Raw genomic sequence first — 19400 nt, forward strand, 5'->3', positions numbered from 1 at the left:
CCGCCACCCTCAGCCTGGATTCAGTCCACGGCCGCCGGCCGTGTCAACGCGTACGGCGTGGGTACGGCCTCGATGAAACCGGTCTGCACGTACGCGATGATCTCCGAAAGGGTGCTCCGATGGCTCAGACAGTTGGTGACTACCTACTGCAACGGTTGCGGGAGTGGGGTGTGGAGCAGGTCTTCGGCTACCCCGGCGACGGCATCAACGGCCTGGTCGCCTCCTTCGGCAAAGCCGACAACCAGCCCCGATTCGTACAGGCCCGACACGAGGAGATGGCCGCCTTCGAAGCCGTCGGCTATGCGAAGTTCAGCGGCGAGGTCGCCGTCTGCATGGCCACCTCCGGCCCGGGAGCGATCCACCTGCTGAACGGGCTCTACGACGCCAAACTCGATCATGCGCCGGTGGTCGCCATCGTCGGTCAGACCGCCCGCAGCGCGATGGGTGGCAGCTATCAGCAGGAAGTCGATCTTCAAGCGCTGTACAAGGACGTCGCCTCCGAATACCTGGTCGAAGTCAACGTCGCCTCCCAGCTGCCGAACGCACTCGACCGAGCGATCAGAACGGCTCGATCGAGCAGGTCGGTGACCGCACTGATCATTCCTGGTGATCTGCAGGAGGAGGAGTACACGCCGCCGCAGCATGCCTTCAAACAGGTGCCGTCCAGCCCTCCGGGAACGTCATGGGGCGCGCCGGTCCCACCGGCCGAAGCGGTCACGGCCGCCGCCGAGTTGATCAACGCAGGCAAGAAGGTGGCGATCCTCGCCGGCCAGGGGGCGCGCAACGCTGCCACCGAGATCAAGGATCTCGCCGAAGCAACCGGCGCAGGGGTCGCGAAGGCCCTACTGGGCAAGGATGTGCTGCCCGACGACCTGCCCTATGTCACCGGCTCACTCGGCCTGCTCGGCACCCGCCCGAGTTACGAACTGATGCGCGACTGCGACACCTTGATCATCATCGGCTCCAACTTCCCGTACACCCAGTTCCTGCCGGAACTGGAGCAAGCACGAGCCGTGCAGATCGACGTCGACGGACGTTTCATCGGGATGCGCTACCCCACCGAGATCAATCTGGTCGGCGACAGCGCCACAACGTTGCAAGCGCTGTTGCCGCAATTGGAGCATCAGCAGGACCGCTCCTGGCAGCAGCAGGTGGAGAAGAATGTGGCCAGTTGGTGGGAGACGGTGCACAACGAGGCGCTCGTCGAAGCCGATCCGATCAATCCGATGCGGATCGTCTCCGAGCTCTCCGACCGGATCCCGGACGACGCGATCGTGACAGCCGACTCGGGCTCCTCGACCAACTGGTACGCCCGCAATCTCAAGATCAAGACCGGCATCCGGTCCTCGTTGTCCGGCACCCTGGCCACCATGGGTCCCGGTGTGCCGTACGCCATCGGGGCCAAGTTCGCCCATCCCGACCGCCCGGTCATCGCCCTGGTCGGCGATGGCGCCATGCAGATGAACGGTCTGGCGGAGTTGATCACCATCGGCCGCTATCAGGAACTGTGGCAGGACCGCCGGCTGATTGTCTGCGTCTTCCACAACAACGATCTGAACCAGGTCACCTGGGAGCTTCGGGCGATGGGTGGTGCCCCGAAGTTCGAGCAGTCGCAGAGCCTGCCGGAGGTCGACTACGCCGGTGTTGCCCGGCTGTTCGGAATGACCGCGATCGCGGTCGACGATCCGAACGCGATCGGGTCGGCCTGGGACGAAGCACTGGCTGCTACCGGGCCGACGGTGCTGGACATCCGCTGCGACCCGGAGATCCCGCCGATCCCGCCGCACGCGACGTTCGATCAGATGAAGAAGACCGCCCAGTCCGTACTGAAAGGTGATCCGAACGCCTTGCACGTGATGTTCGAGGGGGCCAAGACCAAGCTGCAGGAGTTCGTTCCCGGCAGGCGGGACGGATGACACCCGGTGAGTCGGAGCCTCCCGACACTGATCGAACACCTCTGATCGGATCCGTCCGGGCACGCGCCTTCCGGATCCCGACCGATGGGACCGAGTCCGACGCCACGCTGTCCTGGGACGCGACGACCTTGGTCGTGGTCGACGTGGACGCCGGAGCCGTCCATGGCCTCGGCTGGACCTACGACGACACCGGCTGTGTCGCCCTGATCAACGACAAACTGGCGGCCGCGGTGGTCGGTCAGCCACTGTTGGACGTACCGCGGTCCTGGATGATCATGCAGCACGAGCTGCGCAACGTCGGTCGTCCTGGGATGGCTTCCTGCGCCTTGTCCGCAGTCGACATCGCGCTGTGGGACGCGGCCGCACGCACCCTCGAACTGCCACTGAGCGACCTGCTCGGACGCTGTCATGATCAGGTGCCGGTGTACGGCAGCGGTGGCTTCACCAGTCAGACCGAGGACGAGCTGATCGCCCAGTTGCGACGCTGGGTGGTGGAGCTGCGGCTGCCGCGGGTGAAGATCAAGATCGGTGAGGACCGGGGGAAACGGATCGACCGCGATCTGGACCGGATACGGCTTGCCCGGGACACGATCGGCGATGTCGTCGACCTGCTGGTCGACGCCAACGGCGGCTACAGCGTCGGCCAGGCTCGACGTGTCGGCCACCGATTGGACGACCTCGGGGTGACCTGGTTCGAAGAGCCGGTGAGCAGTGATGACCATGACGGCCTCGGCTTGCTCCGGCAGTGCTGTGCGGCCGACATCGCAGCCGGCGAGTACGGCTACGATCTTGCCTACTTCGCCTCCATGGTGCCGGTGGTGGACTGTCTGCAGATCGACGTCACCCGCTGTGGTGGCTACACCGAATGGCGCCGTGCCGCCGCCGTGGCCGCCGCTGCCAATCGTGAGGTGTCGGCCCATTGCGCCCCCAACCTGTCGGTGCCGGTAGCTGCCAGCACCCAGAACTTCCGTCACATCGAGTGGTTCGTCGATCACGAACGGATCGAGTCCGAACTCTTCGACGGCTGCCTGGATCCCACCGGCGGCGAAGTCGCGCCGAGGTCGGCGATCGGCCACGGACTGAGCCTGCGCGAAGAAGCCGCTGCGGTCTATGCGGTCTGACAGCCGAGTGCCAACTCCAGGACGAAGCGACAATTCCGAGGAAGGAATCCCTCCATGGTGATCGATCTTCCGGCGCCGGTGCAGCAACGCCCCCGCGAACAGCCGATCGATGTCGATGCGTTGTCCGGAGCGCTCCGCGATCGGGTCGACGGCGAGGTCCGATTCGACGCCGGCACCCGGGGCGCCTACTCCACCGACGCGTCGAACTTCCGACAGGTGCCGATCGGCGTGGTCGTGCCGCGCACCCCCGATGCGGCCGTCGACGCGATCGCGGTCGCCCGCAGGTTCGGCGCACCGGTGTTGTCCCGAGGTGGCGGCACGAGTCTCGCCGGACAGTGCACCAATACGGCGGTGGTGATCGACTGGTCAAAGTACTGCCATCGTGTGGAGACGGTCGATGCCGGCAACCGCAGCTGCGTCGTCCAGCCCGGCATCGTGCTGGACGAGCTCAACCGCCAGTTGGCCGACACCGGCTTGCGCTTCGGACCGGAACCGGCCACCCACATGAACTGCACCCTCGGCGGCATGATCGGCAACAACTCCTGCGGTGCCACGGCGCAACGGACCGGCAAGGTGGTGGACAACCTGGCCCGACTGGAGGTGTTGCTCTACGACGGGACACGATTCTGGTGCGGCCCGACCAGCGACGAGGAGTACGCCGAGATCGAACGGCGTGGTGATCTCCGCTCCAGCATCTACCGTCAGCTCCGGCAGATCCGGGACGGCTATGCCGAGGAGATCCGCCGCCGCTTCCCCGACATCCCGCGCCGGGTCTCCGGCTACAACCTCGACTCGCTGCTGCCCGAACACGAGTTCGACGTCGCCGGGCTGTTGACCGGCAGCGAATCCACCCTGGTGACCGTCCTGCGAGCCGAGCTGAAGCTGGTACCGGTGATCAAGGAGAAATCCCTGGTGGTGCTGGGTTATCCCGACATCGGCGCCGCCGGCGATGCTGTCCCCGCGGTCCTGCCGCATCAGCCGATCGCGTTGGAAGGCGTTGATCACAAGCTGATCCGTGACGAGCAGCTGAAGAATCTCAATCCGCAGGCGCTATCCGAGCTGCCGCAGGGGCGGGCGTTCCTGATGGTGCAGTTCGGCGGCGACGATCAGGACGAGGCGGATCGTCGCGCCGAGCAGCTGATCCGGGAGTTGCGCGGGTCCGAACACGAACCGTCGGTCGCCTTCGTCGATGACGCAGAGCGGGAGGCCGAGCTGTGGCAGGTCCGCGAGGCCGGTCTCGGTGCGACCGCGCACGTACCGCACCGGCCGGACACCTTCGAGGGCTGGGAGGACTCCGCCGTGCCACCGGACCGGCTGGGTGACTATCTTCGCCGGCTGCGTGGCTTGTACGAGGAATTCGGCTATGCCAGTGACACCGGTCCGAGCCTGTACGGGCACTTCGGTCAGGGCTGCGTGCACACCCGAATCCCGTTCGACCTCTACACCGCCCACGGTGTCCGGGCCTATCGCCGCTTCATGGAACGAGCCGCCGACCTGGTCGCCGAATTCGGCGGCTCGTTCTCCGGCGAACACGGCGACGGCCAGAGCCGCGGCGAACTGCTGACGCGGATGTTCGGTGATCGGATCGTCGACGCCTTCGGTCGGCTGAAGGCGATCTTCGATCCGCAGGATCGGATGAATCCGGGCAAGGTGGTGGCACCGTACAGGCTGGACGAGAATCTTCGGCTGGGTGGCGACTGGGGGCCGTGGGACCCGCAGCACCTCTACTTCTCCTATCCCGACGACAGCGGCTCCCTCGCCGAGGCGGCCAACCGTTGCGTCGGTGTCGGCCGTTGCCGCCAGCACAGCAACTCCGGCGGTGAAGTGATGTGTCCGTCCTATCAGGTCACCGGAGAGGAGGAACACTCCACCCGCGGGCGCGCCCGGCTGTTGTTCGAGATGCTGAACGGGCACGGCGATTCCCCGGTCACCGACGGGTGGCGCTCCGACGCGGTACACGATGCGCTCGATCTGTGCCTGGCCTGCAAGGGTTGCAAGACCGACTGCCCGGCCAACGTCGACATGGCCAGCTACAAGGTCGAGTTCATGAGCCACTACTACCGGGGCCGCCCGTGGAAGCGGCCACGGTCGGACTACGCCATCGGCTGGGTGCCTGCGGTTGCGCAGCTGGTCAGCCGACTCCGGATCGCCCCGTTGGTGAATCGGCTCAGTCACACCGCTGCCCTGCACGCAGTGGCGATCCGGCTGGCCGCGTTGGCCGACCGGGAGGTCCCGCCGTTCGCTGAGCAGACGCTGCAGCAATGGTTCACCGATCGACGGGCGACCGGCGACGGCCACCGTGGCAACATCCTGCTCTGGCCGGACACGTTCACCAACAACTTCCACCCGCAGGTCGGCCGAGCGGCCGTCCGCCTGTTGGAGCAGGCCGGTTGGCGCATCAGCATGCCGTCCGGTCCGGTGTGCTGCGGCCTGACGTGGATCTCCACCGGACAACTGGGCGTTGCGCGCCGGGTGCTGTCCCGGACGGTCCGACAGCTGGCGCCGCATGTCCGTGCCGGTGGCCTGGTGCTCGGTCTGGAGCCGAGTTGTACCGCGGTCTTCCGGTCCGACGCCGGCGAGCTGTTCCCGACCGATCGCGACGTCCGCAAACTGCAGGATCAGACCGTCACCCTGGCCGAGCTGCTGACCGAGCATTCCCCCGGCTACCAGCCGCCTCAGGTCGATCGGTCGGCGATCGCCCAGGTGCATTGTCATCAGCACGCGGTGATGGGCTGGGCCGCCGATCATGAACTTCTGCAGGCGGCCGGCGTCGACGTCGAACAGCTGGAATCGGGCTGCTGCGGACTGGCCGGCAACTTCGGCTTCGAACGGGGCCACGAAGAAGTCAGCAAGGGTGCGGCCGAGCGGGTCCTGCTCCCCCGGGTCCGCGACGCCGACGCCACGACGGCCGTGCTGGCCGACGGCTTCAGCTGCCGGACGCAGATCCACGAGCTCGCCGGCAACGGACGCCACGCCGTTCATCTCGCCGAGCTGCTGGCCGACGCCGACGATGATCAACATCGACGATGATCGAACGGGTTCAGCTGGCTGAGGTCAGGAACGGGCCGGGGTCGTCGCCGGGTCCCGGGCTGTTGTAGAGCCAACAGGCGAACTCGGCCGGGTGCCGCCGTTCGAGTTCGTCGAGGTAGGACTGCCGCCGACTGGCGAGCTCGGCGCGCTGCCTGGTGCGGCTCGACGCGTCGAACAGATCGCTGCTCTGCTGCCACGCCTCGCAGAGCTGCCGATCAGTGAGGTCACCGACGGTCGCGTTCGGAGCGGGAACGAGGTCGGCAACGGTGTCGGCGGCCGCCGCAGCCTGTGGCCGGACCTTGCCGACGATTCGGCCGACCAGCCACGGCGACAAGAGGAACAACGTGGCCGCGATCAGGATGGTGGCACCGCCACCGGCCAAGGTCCACAGTCCCAGCACCCCGACGGCGCACCCGGTGCGACGGCCGGCCGAAGCGGCGATCTGGCGTCCGCTCCGCGGCCGTTGCCGGTCCCGCAGTAGAACGGTCATCACGATCGACAAGACCGCGACCACCGAGGCCGTGACCAGAACCGGAATCACAGACAGTCGGAAGACGACGACGAGGCACCCGATCCCGGCCAACACGCCGACCAGGACCGACCAGATCTTGCGGTAAATGTGCATCTGTTCGTCCTCGCTACGTCCGATCGCTTCAGTGCCCGGCCGGCACGCCGAGTTCGCGCTCGATCTCTTCCAGGGAACGATGCCTGGTCTCCGGGAGCCGCCAGAAGAAGAACGCGAACGACAACACGCCGAACCCGGCGTAGATCCAGAAGGTCACCGGTTTTCCAACCGCACCGACCAGCTGCAGGAAGAGGTAGGAGACGGCGAAGTTGGCAGCCCAGTTCGTCACGGTGGCGATACTCATCGCCTTGCTCCGGATCGCCAGTGGGTAGATCTCGCTGATCATCAGCCAGAAGACGGGACCGAGACCGATGGCGAACCCCGCCATGAACAACAACAGGAACGCCAGCGCCAGCCAGCCCTGCTGCTGCCAGGATCCGAGCAGGAACCACAAGCCCAGCCCGACCAGAGCGACCACTGCAGCGGCCGTACCGATCAGCAGAAGTGGCCGACGGCCGACCCGGTCCAGCAGCAGCACGGCGATCACGGTGAAGATCACGTTCGTCACGCCGACCGAGATGGCCTGCAGCACGGAGTCGTTGGCGCTCAGGCCGGTGTAGTGCAGGATGGTGGCCGAGTAGTAGATGACGGTATTGACGCCGATCAACTGCTGACCGGCGGCAAGGATCAGACCGACGATCATCAGTGGCCGCAGCGGAGTCCGGAACAGATCACCGATCCGCTGCCGGGATTCCTTCCTGGTCGTCTCCTGGATCTCGGCGAGCTCGTCCTCCACCTCGTCAGCGGCCCTGGTGCGACGGAGCACGGCGCGCGCTTCGCGGACCCGGGCGTGCGACACCAACCAGCGTGGCGATTCGGGCACCGTGATCATGCCGATCGCCAGTGCCACCCCAGGTAGTGCGGAGAGGCCGAGCATCCACCGCCAGGTGCCGCCGACGTTCTGAAATCCCGCTGCGATCAGGTAGGAGACCAGGATCCCGAAGGTCACCATGAGTTGATTGAAGCTGGTGACACCGCCGCGCAGTCGTTTCGGTGCCTGCTCGGAGATGTATTCGACCGACACGAACGAGGCCGTGCCGACGGCCAGGCCGAGCACGAATCGTGCGCCCAGCAGGAAGCCCACCGACGGTGCGAGCCCGGATGCCAGGCCGCCGACCAGATACACCGTGCCGGCGATGATCTTGGTCCGCTTCCGACCGATCCGATCGGACGAATAGGCCGACAACATCGCTCCGACGACTGCACCGATCAACAACGAACCCACCAGCCACTGCTGTTCCGGTGTCGAGGCTTGGAGGTCCTTGGTGATGTAGAGCTGCGCGCCGGAGATGATGCCGGTGTCGTAGCCGAACAGGAACCCACCGATCGCCGCAATCAGCGCGATCCGCAGTAGGAAAGCGGTATTGCCACGTCTGATCTCGGCGATGAATCCCGACGACATTGCTCCTCCTCCTCGATGTCGTCCCGGTACCCGGTTTCCGGTCGGGAACTCATTCGACCGGGGTTGCTCAGGACGTCCTCAGGATCACCGCTGGTGGGCGGCTCCCCGGGTATTCGGGTGAATAGTGGCCACCGAGCTGGGTAAGCGGCCACGGTGAATCGGGCTGAGCCCACGGAGATGAGATCCTGATCATGGTCAGCGAACGCGCAACAGTGACTCACTCGACGGCGCGGACATCGTCCGCGGTGGACCCAGGACGGTTCGGTCTGCGAGCCTGGCGTTGGCTGACCACCACCGACCACAAGACCATCGGCAACTTCTACTTCGTCACCTCGTTCGGATTCTTCCTGTTCGGTGGGGTGCTGGCATTGGCGATGCGCGCCGAGTTGGCCTACCCGGGCTTGCAGTTCCTGAACTACCAGAGCTACAACCAGTTCTTCACCATGCACGGCACGATCATGCTGTTGCTGTTCGCGACGCCGTTGTTCTCCGCGTTCGCCAACGCGATCATGCCGTTGCAGATCGGCGCACCGGACGTCGCCTTCCCGCGGCTGAACATGCTGTCCTACTGGTTCTTCCTGTTCGGCGGCCTGATCGTGATCTCCGGGTTCCTCACCCCCGGCGGCGCCGCCAGCTTCGGCTGGTTCGCCTACTCCCCGCTGAGCAACTCGATCAACTCACCCGGTATCGGTGGTGACCTGTGGATCGTCGGGCTCTACCTGGTCGGCCTGTCCTCGATCCTGGGCTCAGTCAACTTCGTCACCACGATCATGACGATGCGGGCGCCGGGGATGACGATGTTCCGGATGCCGATCTTCACCTGGAACACACTGGCTACCTCCTTGCTGGTGCTGATCGCGTTCCCGATCCTGTCAGCCGCCCTGTTGATGTTGGAGGCCGATCGCAAGTTCGGCGCCCACATCTATGACTCCGCCAACGGCGGCGCGATGCTGTGGCAGCACCTGTTCTGGTTCTTCGGCCACCCCGAGGTCTACATCATCGCGCTGCCGTTCTTCGGGATCATCACCGAGATCCTGCCGGTGTTCAGCTGCAAGCCGCTGTTCGGCTACCTGACGCTGGTCGCGGCCACCTTGTCGATCGCGGCGCTCTCGGTGGCGGTCTGGGCGCACCACATGTTTGTCACTGGCGCGGTGAACCTGCCGTTCTTCTCGTTCATGACGTTCCTGATCGCGGTCCCGACCGGGGTGAAGTTCTTCGACTGGATCGGCACCATGTGGGGCGGCAGTCTCACCTTCGACACCCCGATGCTCTGGTCGATCGGCTTCCTGGTCACGTTCCTGTTCGGTGGTCTGACCGGAGTCATCCTGGCCAGCCCGCCGCTGGACTTCCAGGTGTCGGACTCCTATTTCGTGGTGGCGCACTTCCATTACGTGGTGTTCGGCACGGTGGTGTTCGCGATGTTCGCCGGCTTCTACTTCTGGTGGCCCAAGCTGACGGGTCGGATGCTCGACGAACGATGGGGAAAGATGCATTTCTGGTTACTGTTCGTCGGCTTCCACACCACCTTCCTGGTGCAGCACTGGCTGGGTGTGGAGGGTATGCCGCGCCGCTATGCCGACTACCTGCCGGGAGAGGGCTTCACCCTGCTCAACCAGATCTCGTCGTTCGGTGCCCTGCTGCTCGGTGTCTCGATGCTGCCGTTCTTCTACAACCTGTGGATCTCACGCCGAACACCGACGGTTGATCGGGACGATCCGTGGGGCTGGGGACGTTCGCTGGAGTGGGCAACGTCCTGCCCGCCGCCGCGGCACAACTTCGACTCGCTGCCGCGGATCCGTTCGGAGTCACCGGCCTTCGACCTGCACCACCCCGAGGTCGCGCTCCGCGAGTACGACGACACCATGATCGACGAGGACGAGGGCCTCGACTCCGCGGATCACACGGGCCGCCGGGATCAGCTGGCTGAGCAGTCCCGGACGGCTGACGGGCCCGGGTGACAACGAGGCCGCCCGGTCCGGTGCGTACCCCGCGGGTTGCGATCGTGACCGGCGCTCTTGCGGTGGCGACGTCATCTGTCTTCATCGACCTGTCCGGAACGAGCCCGGGGACCTCCACCTTCTACCGGTGTCTGCTGGCGATCCCGGTCGTCGCGATCTTGGCCGTGCGCGAACGGCGATCGGGTGGGCCGTTGAGTCATCGGGGTGTGGCGATGGCGCTGCTCGCCGGTGCATTGTTCGCCGGCGACGCGCTGCTGTGGACCGCCGCCATCTACGAACTCGGGGCCGGGCTGTCGACCGTTGTGGTCAACGCGCAGGTCGTGATACTTCCGTTGCTGGCCTGGATCCTGGATCGCGAGGCCATCGGCAGACGGTACCTCTACGCCCTGCCGCTGATGATCATCGGTATCGCTCTGACGGCCGGCGCCATCGGAAGAGCCGGGACCAGCAGCGATCCCGTTCTCGGCACCGCTCACGCGGTTGCTGCGGCCCTGTGCTACTCGGGTTTCCTCTATCTCTTACGCCGCGGGGGTGCCGGCGGACTCGTCATCCAGCCCTACCTCTGGGTCATCGCTTCCGCCGGGATCGTCGGGCTCCTGCTCGGCGCAGCCTGGCGTGGTGTCGACCTCACCCCCGGCTGGGAACCGTTCGGGTGGTTGGTGTTGACGGCACTGCTCGGACAGTCCGTCGGGTGGCTGCTGGTCGCGATCGTCTCTCCCCGACTTCCCAGTACGGTCAGCGCCGCACTTCTGCTGTTCACACCCGTCGGCGCCCTGCTGTTCTCGGCGCTCGTGACCGGGGAGCGGCCCAGTCCGATCCAACTCGCCGGAGCCGCGTCGGTCCTTGCCGGCGCCTACGTAGCATCCACTGTCGGCCGGACTGCCGAGGCACAGCAGGACTGAGCGGGTGCCGGTCCGCACCCGACAGACGCCGGGAGACGGTGCCGAACGCTCCTGATCACGCAGCTCTGTCGGCGCTCAGCCGCCGCGGACGAGCGGGACGAGGAAGTAGATCTCCAGCACCTCATAGATGGCCGACCGCGAAGAGAACCAGGGCGGGCGACCGCAGCAGACCGAGCCGTGCCGGCCCGCGGAGATATCCGCGGCGATGGGTCGCGGCGTTCACGCGCGCAGGGTGGATCCAGGACCGACCGAGGAGATGCGCCCCGAGCATCACCAGGACGGAGCCCTGGAACTCGATGAGCATGGTGAGCGAGTGCGGGGATCAGGGTCACCGCCGATGCGGTGTTCGCTGGTGCGAGCATGCTGCCCAGCCGGATCGCGTTGAGCGTCAAGATGACGATCCCGGCGAACGGAATCACCAGCGAGGATCGGTGCCCGCGCGAGATCGGCTGCTGGCCTGCCTCGGCGAAGTGCCGGCGCCCACCGGCGTCGGAGATCAGGCGGAAGTCCTTCCAGCACTACATCGAAAACGAGTCGACCCCGGTTACTCGCACGACGTACATCGCCATTCAGCGCGGTGCAGCACCGCGTCGAACAATGGCTGACCTGAACGTGCTGGCCGTGTGCTACCCGCAGACGATCGCGCGACGTGCCGATTCCTGGTGACGGTGATCAACGGGCTGTCGATCGAACGGGCCTACGGTCCCGAATCCGTGCAGACATCGGAGATCGAGACGCTCATGATGGCTGTCGACTACGTCCTCGCCGAACCATCAGGTGTGACGTCGACGTCGTAGCTCACTTCATCACGGGCGAAACCGTCCGCACCGTGCACGACGACGCGGGACGGACGCGCAGCAGCCGCCTGCTCCCGCGCCGCTGCGATCGCTGCTCGCTGGGTGCTGTGCTCACTGGAGTCGTGACCGTAGCGCTCCACCTTCCAGATCTCGTTCTCGACAGAGACATGGAACTCGGCGCGCGGCGCCTGGGGCGGCGCAGGATTGCCGCGTCGCTCCTCAGCATCGAGGCCCCGCGACTCACCGGTATCGAAGGCGGGGTGATAGCTGGCGACCTGACGTACCTCGGTGAGATGTGAGCCGAGGTAGCCGCCCGTGCCTGCAGCTGCGCCGGCCGCAAGTCCGAGCAGCATCCCGGTCTTGTGTCCGCCGCGGCGTCGGGCCAGCCAGGAAAGGGTGTAGAGACCGAGGGCCGCGCTGTTGGAGACAGCATGGACGACACCCACCCGCTGGGCCGGACGGTCTGCCGCCGCCCATTCTGCCCAGCCCGTGACGATCGTCGGCGCTGCCATCACGATGCCCAGGCCGACGAGCCGCTGAGCCGCAGGCCGTGCGTCACGGCCGCCGACGAGATCAAGCACTCCGGCCGAGGCCCACGCCCCCAGCGGGAGGTCGGTCAACACGGGGTGCACGGCATGCCCCAACCACCGTCCGCGCAATAGCGCCCTTGCTGTGGCGTTTGTCGTCAACGGCCGCGTCAGCCGGGAGAACCGGTCGACAACCGGATCCAGAAGGCGGGCAGATTCCAGCCGCTTCATCCAGCGGACCAGCCGCGGTTCGCGTTGTCGTGCTTCAGGCATCGTCGTTCCACCTTTCGAGTCGCCGAACGGCGACCTATCGCCGATGTACCCACATCGGACCGACGCAAGCCCGTGCCGCTGGGTAACGATCAGGTATGGCAACTAACGGCGAATCCGCAGAACCGCCCGGTGCCGATCAGCCGGACCACGACAAGCCCGATGAGCGAATCACCCAGCGTGCCCAATTGCTGCCAGAGGAACAGGTAGTCGGTAGCGATGACGCCGAGGCGCAGGCGGAGGCCGTCTTGGAGGACTCCGACGAACGCATCCGGGACCCACACGGTGCGCGGCGGCGATACGCGCAGACGCCTGACCACCGCGAGTGAGCGGGCTCCGTCGGTGGCTGTCAGTCGCTGGGTTCCAAGCAGCGATGCCGAGATGGTCCTCCGGTTGACGACACTGCCCAAGATCGGCTGCCGATTGATCCCGCCATGAGTTCGGGATGCCCGCTACCTCCGGTCGTCGGCGGAACGGCTACGGCAGCGCAGCACGGCCAGAGCTCCGTTGGCCTCGGCTATACGCCGGCGTGTGACGAGCTCGAGTTGGTCGACATACTCGCCGGCGAGATCGTCGATCTGCGCCTCGGTACCCAGCTGTAACACGACGAATCCGTCCGGCATCAGATGACGGGCGATCGTCGTCAGGCAGTGTCGGGCAACGATCAACCCGTCGTCGCCGCCGTCGATGGCCCAGAGCGGATCCTCCGGATAGCGAGACGTCGCGTTGCGGGGCACCCAGGGAGGGTCGGCCACGATGATCGGAAACGACTCGGATGGCGATAACGCCGACTGCAGCAAGGATCGACGGATCTCGACCGGTGCCTGTAGATCGGCATGATCGGCGTTCTGCCGGGCGAGCTCGCAGGCATGATCATCGGCGTCAACCATCAGCAGGTCGCGTGGCCTCCCTCGCTCCGCGCACAGCCGCGCCAGCAGAAGACCGATCTGCCCGACGCCACTGCACAGCTCGAGCAATCGACCCGCAGGCGCCTGATCAGCAAGATCGGCCGCCCACACTGCCTGAGCCATCGTCCAGGAGCGCGGCTTCAAGACGTACTCATCGAAGCGGATCGTCAAGCCGCCGAAAGTCATGGACTGCACAGACACCTGTGTTGTATAGCACGCCACGCGACTCCGGTTATGACGTTTGTCCGCCGGTGCGACGGGTACTCGATGATCGTTCCGTTTGCCGCACGCCGAGGAGTCGCCATGCTGTTACCGCGTCCACGAGGCGAGTTGAGCGACCTTGTCGTTTCCGGAATCCGCGATCCGCAGTCGGTCGCCGAATGTGGTGCACTGCCGCTACCCGCCGACGCGTTGAACGATGTCGATCTTCAGTTGTCGCTGTGGCTGCTCTACGAACTTCACTACCGATCATTCGACGATGCCGATCCCGCTGCCGACTGGTCCCCCGCGCTCCTGTCGGTGCGACGAGTGCTGGAGGAGGCCTTCAATGACGGAGTGGAAGACGTTTCTGCCAAACACGTCGCACCGCTGATCGATGTCGAGCCGGACGACTTCCCGGATCGGCTGTTCGAGCTGGTGGAGACCTTCCCCGGCCCGTCGCTGGCCGAATACGTGCAGCGGCGCGCCGACCGTGACCAAGTCCGCGAGATGCTGTTGCATCGCAGCGTCTACCACCTCAAGGAAGCCGATCCGCACAGCTTCGCCATCCCGCGGCTGACCGGGGCTGCGAAAGCTGGCCTGGTCGAACTGCAGTACGACGAATACGGCGACGGCGTGGCCGATCGTGTCCACCAGGACCTGTTTGCTCGGGCGTTACGAGCCGCCGGGCTTGATGCCGAATACGGCAGCTATGCCGACGTCGTCCCTGCCGAAGTCCTGGCGATCAGCAACGTGATGTCGCTGTATGGCCTTCATCGCGCCCGCCGTGCAGCGGCGATGGGCCATCTGGCTGCATTCGAAGCCAGCAGTTCGGTTCCGTGTCGTAGATATGCCGCAGGTATCCGCCGGGTTGGCCTTGGCGACGAGGTGGCCCAGTATTTCGACGAACACGTCGAAGCGGACGCCGTCCACGAGCAGCTCGCGGTCCGCCGGATCTGCGGCGCTCTGATCGCCGAAGACCCCCGGCTGCAACGCGATGTTGCCGTCGGTGCGGTGGCCTGTCTGGCGCTCGATGCTCGCGCCGCAGCTCCGCTGCTGGAGGCCTGGAAGCATGATCGACACCTGGTCCTCCCTCCCACTGAGACGGCACACCTGGACCGAGCGGTGCCGGCGTCATGACGCAGATCGGTGTCGACGTTGACGGATACAGCGTCCGCTGCATCGGACCGGCAACCATCGAGACGATGCCGACACCCGACGGACCGCTGCTGGTCCGTGGGGCTACCCGTGTGGTGGACGACGACGGGGACGATCATCGGGTGCAACGACCGGTCGTCGCAGTGTGCCGCTGCGGCACCTCGACCCGGCCGCCGTGGTGTGACGGCATGCACAAACTTCTCCAGAACCGAGATCGGCAACGACAGAACGACCGAGCAGACCGCTGACCGCCAACCGTCGGATGACCGTCGGATCACAGCTTCTGGGTGCTCGATCGCGCAGATGGTAGGCGATGATCAACCGGGGTACGGCATCGATATGGACCAGAGCGCAACCCCGATCCTTGACGCGATAACACGAATCCGGGATGAAGGGATCCAATCCTTCGCGCTACCGGGACACCGGTTCGGACGCGGAGTTGATGACCGGACGGCAGCCGTGCTCCCGCGCGAGGCGTACGGAGCCGACGTGATGATGGCCAAATCCGCCGTGCCCGATTCCGAGGGTCTGTATGCCGAGGCGCTCGGCGCTCGTGCTGCCATCTTCTCCACGTGTGGATCGACGACATCGATTCACACCGCCGTGCTGACGCTGATCGGGCCCGGCGACAAGGTCCTCGTCGACCGGAACGTCCACAAATCGGTGGTTGCCGGTCTGATCATCGCCGGCGGCGTTCCGGTGTGGTTGGCGCCGTCCTGGGACCACGAGAACCAGATCGCCCACCCGGCGACCCGGGACATGGTCGCCGCCGCCTTGGAGCGCGACCCCGATGTTAAGGCGGTGATCATGATCACGCCGACCGAGTACGGGACCGGTGCCGACGTCGCCGGGATAGCGGAGCTGAGCCATGCGCGCGGCCTTCCACTGCTAGTCGATGAAGCCTGGGGCGGCCACTTCGGATTCCATCCCGACCCGCCGACTGAGGCCATCGCTGCCGGTGCCGACCTTGCGGTGCAGAGTCTGCACAAGGCCGGCGGAGGCCTGTGCCAGGCATCGGTGATTCTGATCGGTGGTGACCTCATCGATCCGGTCGATGTCCGGCTCCGGCTCGACCTGATGACGACCACCAGTCCCGCGGCGCTCCTGTTCGGTTCGATCGACGGTTGGCGGCGCCAGTTCGCGCTCGACGGCGAACGGTTGATCGACAAGGCACTTGTCCGCGCCGAATCGGTCCGCGGTCGGCTGGACAAGATCGCCGACATCACCGTGATCGACGAAGCGATCCACCAGACTGAGGGGGTCGCCGAGTGGGATCCGCTCAAGCTGTCTGTCGACGTATCAGCCCTCGGAGTGACCGGTTACAGCGCCGAAAAATGGTTGCTGGACCAGGGCCGGATCGCCGTGCAGCTGTCCGACGCACGAAGGGTCCTACTGTCCATGACCTACGCCGACGAGGACGGTGATCTCGACGCGTTCGTCGACCTGATCGAGCGACTGGCGTCCGATCCTCCGACACCCGACACGGAAGCCTTGCCGGTGCTGCCACCGTTGGGGCAGTTGGAGCTGGAACAAGTACTCGCTCCGCGTGATGCCTTCTTCTCTTCGACCGAGCAGGCGACCGATCCGGTCGGCAGGATCGCCGCCGAGATGGTCAGCCCCTATCCACCGGGTGTCCCGACCATCCTTCCCGGCGAACGCATCAACGCCGCGGTCACCGAGTACCTGCGGGCTGGCCGCAGGGCCGGCATGACGATCCCGGATGCCTCCGACCCGTCGCTGGACACGTTCCGGGTCGTTCGCAACGGCTGAGTCGAACATGATCAACACTCACGGGAACCGCATCGCAGACCGTGTCGACGACCTGTGGGGTGATCGGCGACCCTACGACGCAGGCGAGTTCTGGCCGGCTCGTCAGGACGCCTTACTGAGCGTCGATCCGTCCACCGTCGAACAGTGGGTGCGGTCGGCGTCCTTGTTGCATTCCAACGGTGACGCGATGGACATCGCCGTCGCCGGCGGGAAGATCGTCGGTGTCCGCGGACGCACGACCGACCGAGTGAATCGCGGCCGGCTGGACATCAAGGATCGCTACGGCTGGCAAGCCAACCACGCCGCCGATCGGCTCACCCAACCGCTGATCCGAGAGAACGCGACGTTGGTCGGCAGCGACTGGGACACCGCCGTGAGCCGGATCGTCGATCGGTCCCGGGCGCTGCTGCGCGAACATGGTCCTGGGGCGATCGGCTTCTACACCAGCGGGCAGCTGTTCGCCGAGGACTACTGGACGCTGACCACGATCGCACGGGCTGGGATCGGCACCAACCACCTCGACGGCAACACCCGGCTGTGTACGGCGACCGCTGGCGAGGCTCTGAAGGAGAGTTTCGGCTGCGACGGGCAGCCCGCGTCGTACGCCGATGTCGATCATGCTGACGTGATCGCGCTCTTCGGACACAATGTCGCCGAGACCCAATCCGTGCTCTGGATGCGCATCCTCGACCGCCTTGCCGGCACCCGCCCTCCGCGGCTGCTGGTCGTCGATCCGCGGCGTACGCCGACCGCCGAGCAGGCAGCCATCCATCTGGCCATCCGTCCCGGCACCAACCTGGCGCTGCTCAATGCCCTCCTGCACGAACTGATCTCGCGCGATCTGATCGACCACGACTACATCGACCGGCACACCGTCGGCTTCGACGAGCTCCAAAGTCGCCTCCAGGGGTGCACCGCTGCCTGGGCAGCGCAGATCTGTGGTGTACCGGCCGACAGCATCCGAGCGGCCGCCGAGTTGCTCGGATCGTCCCGACGGTTGCTCTGCACGGTGCTGCAGGGCGTCTATCAATCACATCAGGCGACGGCAGCGGCGGTCCAGGTGAACAACCTCGTCCTGATCCGCGGGATGCTCGGCCGGCCCGGCTGTGGAGTACTGCAGATGAACGGTCAGCCGACGGCCGAGAACACCCGCGAATGCGGAGCCGACGGCGATCTGCCGGGGTTCCGGAACTGGAACAACCCGCAGCACGTAGCCGAGCTCGCCGACATCTGGAATGTAGCCGTCGAACAGATCCCCCATTTCGGCCCGCCGACCCACGCGATGCAGATGTTCCGCTACGCCGAACAGGGCAGTCTGAAGTTCCTCTGGATCAGCGGCACCAATCCGGCCGTCTCGCTGCCGGAGCTTGCCCGAGTGCGCTCGATCCTCAAGCAGCAAGGACTCTTCGTGATCGTGCAGGACCTGTTCCTGACCGAGACCGCCGAGCTCGCCGATGTCGTGCTTCCTGCCGCTACCTGGGGTGAGAAGACCGGAACGTTCACCAACGCCGATCGGACCGTGCACCTGTCCGAGCAGGCGATCGAACCGCCCGGCGAGGCACGGTCCGACCTGGCCATCTTCCTGGACTACGCCCGCCGGATGGACTTCCGCGACCAGGACGACCGGCCACTGGTGCACTGGCACGATCCGGAGTCGGCATTCGAAGCCTGGAAGCGATGCAGCGCCGGCCGACCCTGCGACTACACCGGCATCAGCTACCAAGGCCTGCGGGGTCCCAGCGGCATCCAGTGGCCCTGCACCGAGCTGGCTCCCGGTGGCACCGAACGCCTCTACACCGACGGCGACTTCCGCGCCGGCCCGGACGACTGCGAGAGCTACGGCCGCGATCTGATCACCGGCGCACCGGTCGAAGACGTCGAGTACCGTGCGCTCAACCCGCATGGCAAGGCGATCATCAAAGCCGCCGAGTACCTGCCGCCACACGAGGACGTCGGTCCGCGCCATCCGTATCAGCTGATCACCGGTCGGACCGTCTACCACTTCCATACCCGGACCAAGACCGGACGCTCTCCCGAGCTGAATGCCGCGGCCCCACGAGTCTGGGCCGAGCTGTCTCCTCGATCCGCAGCGCGGTTGGGCGCCGAGCCGGGAGACCTGTTGGAGGTCACCTCGGCTCGGGGGCGACTGCAGGCAACACTGCGGGTCCGCGAGATCGCGGACGACACCGTGTTCATCCCGTTCCACTACGGCTATTGGGACACCGACGGTCCACCGGCAGCCGACGAGCCGGGCTCGGCTGCCAACGAACTCACCATCACCGACTGGGATCCCGCATCCAAACAACCTCTCTACAAGACATCGGCGGCACAGGTCCGCGTTGTACGGAAGCAGAAACCATGACCTCCGGACCGGAATTCGCCCTGGGACGCGTCCACCACGGAGAGCATCGACTGCTCGCCCTGTTCACGACGATTCGCCGCCAGCACCCCGACGAGCACGAGGTCTATCATGTCTGCGGTGATCTGGCACGCTGGTCGACCCGACATCTCCAGCTGATCAACGAACAAGCCCGACGTCTGGGGATCGAGGTCGCAGACGACTCACCGGACACCGAACAGCTCCTCGACGACAGTGACGAACCGGGGCTCCGGCTGCTCAATGATCTTGTCGCTGTTCATCTCCAAGCCGCCGACAACTCCGTGAGTTGGGAACTCCTCGGCCAGCTCGCACAAGCCACCCGCCGATCAGAGCTGCTCGGCCTCACCGAGAGCTGCCATCCGCAGAACCTGCGCCAGCTGCGCTGGGCGAACAGCATGATCAAGATCTTGTCCCCGCAGATCCTCAGCTCGCTGTGAC

16 protein-coding genes are annotated in these 19400 nt (G+C 65.8%); 10 read left to right on the forward strand and 6 right to left on the reverse strand.

Going from position 1 to position 19400, the window contains the following annotated elements; translation table 11 throughout:
* The first annotated feature begins 119 nt into the window (after nt 1-119).
* From BLU38_RS01885 to BLU38_RS01895, 3 genes are read left to right on the forward strand one after another with little or no spacing between them, the layout of a single operon-like run.
* Entirely contained in the window at nt 120-1916 is a 1797-nt protein-coding gene (locus BLU38_RS01885) for a thiamine pyrophosphate-requiring protein (protein ID WP_091518992.1), read from the forward strand.
* The gene (locus BLU38_RS01890; protein WP_091518996.1) at nt 1913-3037 is read left to right on the forward strand and encodes an enolase C-terminal domain-like protein; all 1125 of its coding nucleotides are present in this window, start codon (nt 1913-1915) and stop codon (nt 3035-3037) included. Before BLU38_RS01885 ends, BLU38_RS01890 begins: the two co-directional genes overlap by 4 nt.
* A gap of 54 nt (nt 3038-3091) precedes the next feature.
* A complete protein-coding gene (locus BLU38_RS01895; RefSeq protein WP_091519000.1) occupies nt 3092-6067 on the forward strand; it encodes an FAD-binding and (Fe-S)-binding domain-containing protein in 2976 nt (991 codons plus the stop codon).
* 10 nt (nt 6068-6077) lie between these two features.
* On the opposite strand, the gene BLU38_RS01900 is transcribed toward BLU38_RS01895, so the two are convergent.
* On the reverse strand, nt 6078-6692 hold the full coding sequence (locus BLU38_RS01900) for a hypothetical protein (RefSeq protein ID WP_091519003.1): 615 nt from the start codon (nt 6690-6692) through the stop codon (nt 6078-6080).
* Nucleotides 6693-6720: 28 nt separating this feature from the next.
* Complete coding sequence (locus BLU38_RS01905) at nt 6721-8094, reverse strand: sugar porter family MFS transporter (protein ID WP_091519006.1); 1374 nt, start codon at nt 8092-8094, stop codon at nt 6721-6723.
* A gap of 191 nt (nt 8095-8285) precedes the next feature.
* On the opposite strand from BLU38_RS01905, the gene ctaD reads away from it, so the two are divergent.
* Complete coding sequence (gene ctaD / locus BLU38_RS01910) at nt 8286-10052, forward strand: aa3-type cytochrome oxidase subunit I (RefSeq protein WP_091519009.1); 1767 nt, start codon at nt 8286-8288, stop codon at nt 10050-10052.
* Nucleotides 10053-10096: 44 nt separating this feature from the next.
* Nucleotides 10097-10954, forward strand: a complete 858-nt coding sequence (locus BLU38_RS01915; protein WP_197679951.1) for a DMT family transporter — start codon at nt 10097-10099, stop codon at nt 10952-10954.
* 121 nt (nt 10955-11075) lie between these two features.
* Here the strand turns inward: BLU38_RS01915 and BLU38_RS01920 are convergent, their stop codons facing one another.
* From BLU38_RS01920 to BLU38_RS32225, 4 genes are all read right to left on the reverse strand, one after another.
* A complete protein-coding gene (locus tag BLU38_RS01920) occupies nt 11076-11258 on the reverse strand; it encodes a hypothetical protein (RefSeq protein WP_091519016.1) in 183 nt (60 codons plus the stop codon).
* Between the two features lie 450 nt (nt 11259-11708).
* Entirely contained in the window at nt 11709-12551 is an 843-nt protein-coding gene (locus BLU38_RS01930) for a DUF2231 domain-containing protein (protein ID WP_091519021.1), read from the reverse strand.
* An 89-nt stretch (nt 12552-12640) separates the two neighbouring features.
* Nucleotides 12641-12958: a hypothetical protein gene (locus BLU38_RS30680; RefSeq protein ID WP_157683151.1), complete on the reverse strand. Its 318-nt coding sequence runs from the start codon at nt 12956-12958 to the stop codon at nt 12641-12643.
* A gap of 42 nt (nt 12959-13000) precedes the next feature.
* A complete protein-coding gene (locus BLU38_RS32225; RefSeq protein WP_407939726.1) occupies nt 13001-13495 on the reverse strand; it encodes a class I SAM-dependent methyltransferase in 495 nt (164 codons plus the stop codon).
* On the opposite strand from BLU38_RS32225, the gene BLU38_RS01945 reads away from it, so the two are divergent.
* From BLU38_RS01945 to BLU38_RS01965, 5 genes are all read left to right on the forward strand, one after another.
* Nucleotides 13385-14794 carry an iron-containing redox enzyme family protein gene (locus tag BLU38_RS01945; RefSeq protein ID WP_231920138.1) on the forward strand — a complete coding sequence of 470 codons (1410 nt, stop codon included), beginning with the start codon at nt 13385-13387 and terminating at the stop codon, nt 14792-14794. The genes BLU38_RS32225 and BLU38_RS01945 overlap by 111 nt on opposite strands.
* Nucleotides 14795-14859: 65 nt before the next feature.
* Nucleotides 14860-15060 (forward strand): CDGSH iron-sulfur domain-containing protein, encoded by a 201-nt coding sequence (locus tag BLU38_RS01950; protein WP_091531665.1) that lies wholly within the window; start codon nt 14860-14862, stop codon nt 15058-15060.
* Nucleotides 15061-15151: 91 nt separating this feature from the next.
* Nucleotides 15152-16582 carry an aminotransferase class I/II-fold pyridoxal phosphate-dependent enzyme gene (locus tag BLU38_RS01955; RefSeq protein WP_231920459.1) on the forward strand — a complete coding sequence of 477 codons (1431 nt, stop codon included), beginning with the start codon at nt 15152-15154 and terminating at the stop codon, nt 16580-16582.
* A gap of 7 nt (nt 16583-16589) precedes the next feature.
* Complete coding sequence (locus tag BLU38_RS01960; protein WP_091519037.1) at nt 16590-18944, forward strand: molybdopterin oxidoreductase family protein; 2355 nt, start codon at nt 16590-16592, stop codon at nt 18942-18944.
* Nucleotides 18941-19399, forward strand: coding sequence for a hypothetical protein (locus BLU38_RS01965; protein WP_197679952.1), 459 nt, complete (start codon nt 18941-18943; stop codon nt 19397-19399). The genes BLU38_RS01960 and BLU38_RS01965 overlap by 4 nt, the downstream gene beginning before the upstream one ends.
* Nucleotide 19400 lies beyond the last annotated feature (1 nt).

The organism is Microlunatus soli (genome assembly GCF_900105385.1).
Taxonomy (GTDB): Bacteria; Actinomycetota; Actinomycetes; order Propionibacteriales; family Propionibacteriaceae; genus Microlunatus; species Microlunatus soli.

Bases quoted from the DNA above. Each gene is read 5' to 3' on its own strand.
- BLU38_RS01885 (WP_091518992.1), top strand. From the start codon at position 120: ATGGCTCAGACAGTTGGTGACTACCTACTGCAACGGTTGCGGGAGTGG.
- BLU38_RS01890 (WP_091518996.1), top strand. From the start codon at position 1,913: ATGACACCCGGTGAGTCGGAGCCTCCCGACACTGATCGAACACCTCTG.
- BLU38_RS01895 (WP_091519000.1), top strand. From the start codon at position 3,092: ATGGTGATCGATCTTCCGGCGCCGGTGCAGCAACGCCCCCGCGAACAG.
- BLU38_RS01900 (WP_091519003.1), bottom strand. From the start codon at position 6,692: ATGCACATTTACCGCAAGATCTGGTCGGTCCTGGTCGGCGTGTTGGCC.
- BLU38_RS01905 (WP_091519006.1), bottom strand. From the start codon at position 8,094: ATGTCGTCGGGATTCATCGCCGAGATCAGACGTGGCAATACCGCTTTC.
- ctaD (WP_091519009.1), top strand. From the start codon at position 8,286: ATGGTCAGCGAACGCGCAACAGTGACTCACTCGACGGCGCGGACATCG.
- BLU38_RS01920 (WP_091519016.1), bottom strand. From the start codon at position 11,258: ATGCTCATCGAGTTCCAGGGCTCCGTCCTGGTGATGCTCGGGGCGCAT.
- BLU38_RS01930 (WP_091519021.1), bottom strand. From the start codon at position 12,551: ATGCCTGAAGCACGACAACGCGAACCGCGGCTGGTCCGCTGGATGAAG.
- BLU38_RS01945 (WP_231920138.1), top strand. From the start codon at position 13,385: ATGATCGGCGTTCTGCCGGGCGAGCTCGCAGGCATGATCATCGGCGTC.
- BLU38_RS01950 (WP_091531665.1), top strand. From the start codon at position 14,860: ATGCCGACACCCGACGGACCGCTGCTGGTCCGTGGGGCTACCCGTGTG.
- BLU38_RS01955 (WP_231920459.1), top strand. From the start codon at position 15,152: ATGGACCAGAGCGCAACCCCGATCCTTGACGCGATAACACGAATCCGG.
- BLU38_RS01960 (WP_091519037.1), top strand. From the start codon at position 16,590: ATGATCAACACTCACGGGAACCGCATCGCAGACCGTGTCGACGACCTG.
- BLU38_RS01965 (WP_197679952.1), top strand. From the start codon at position 18,941: ATGACCTCCGGACCGGAATTCGCCCTGGGACGCGTCCACCACGGAGAG.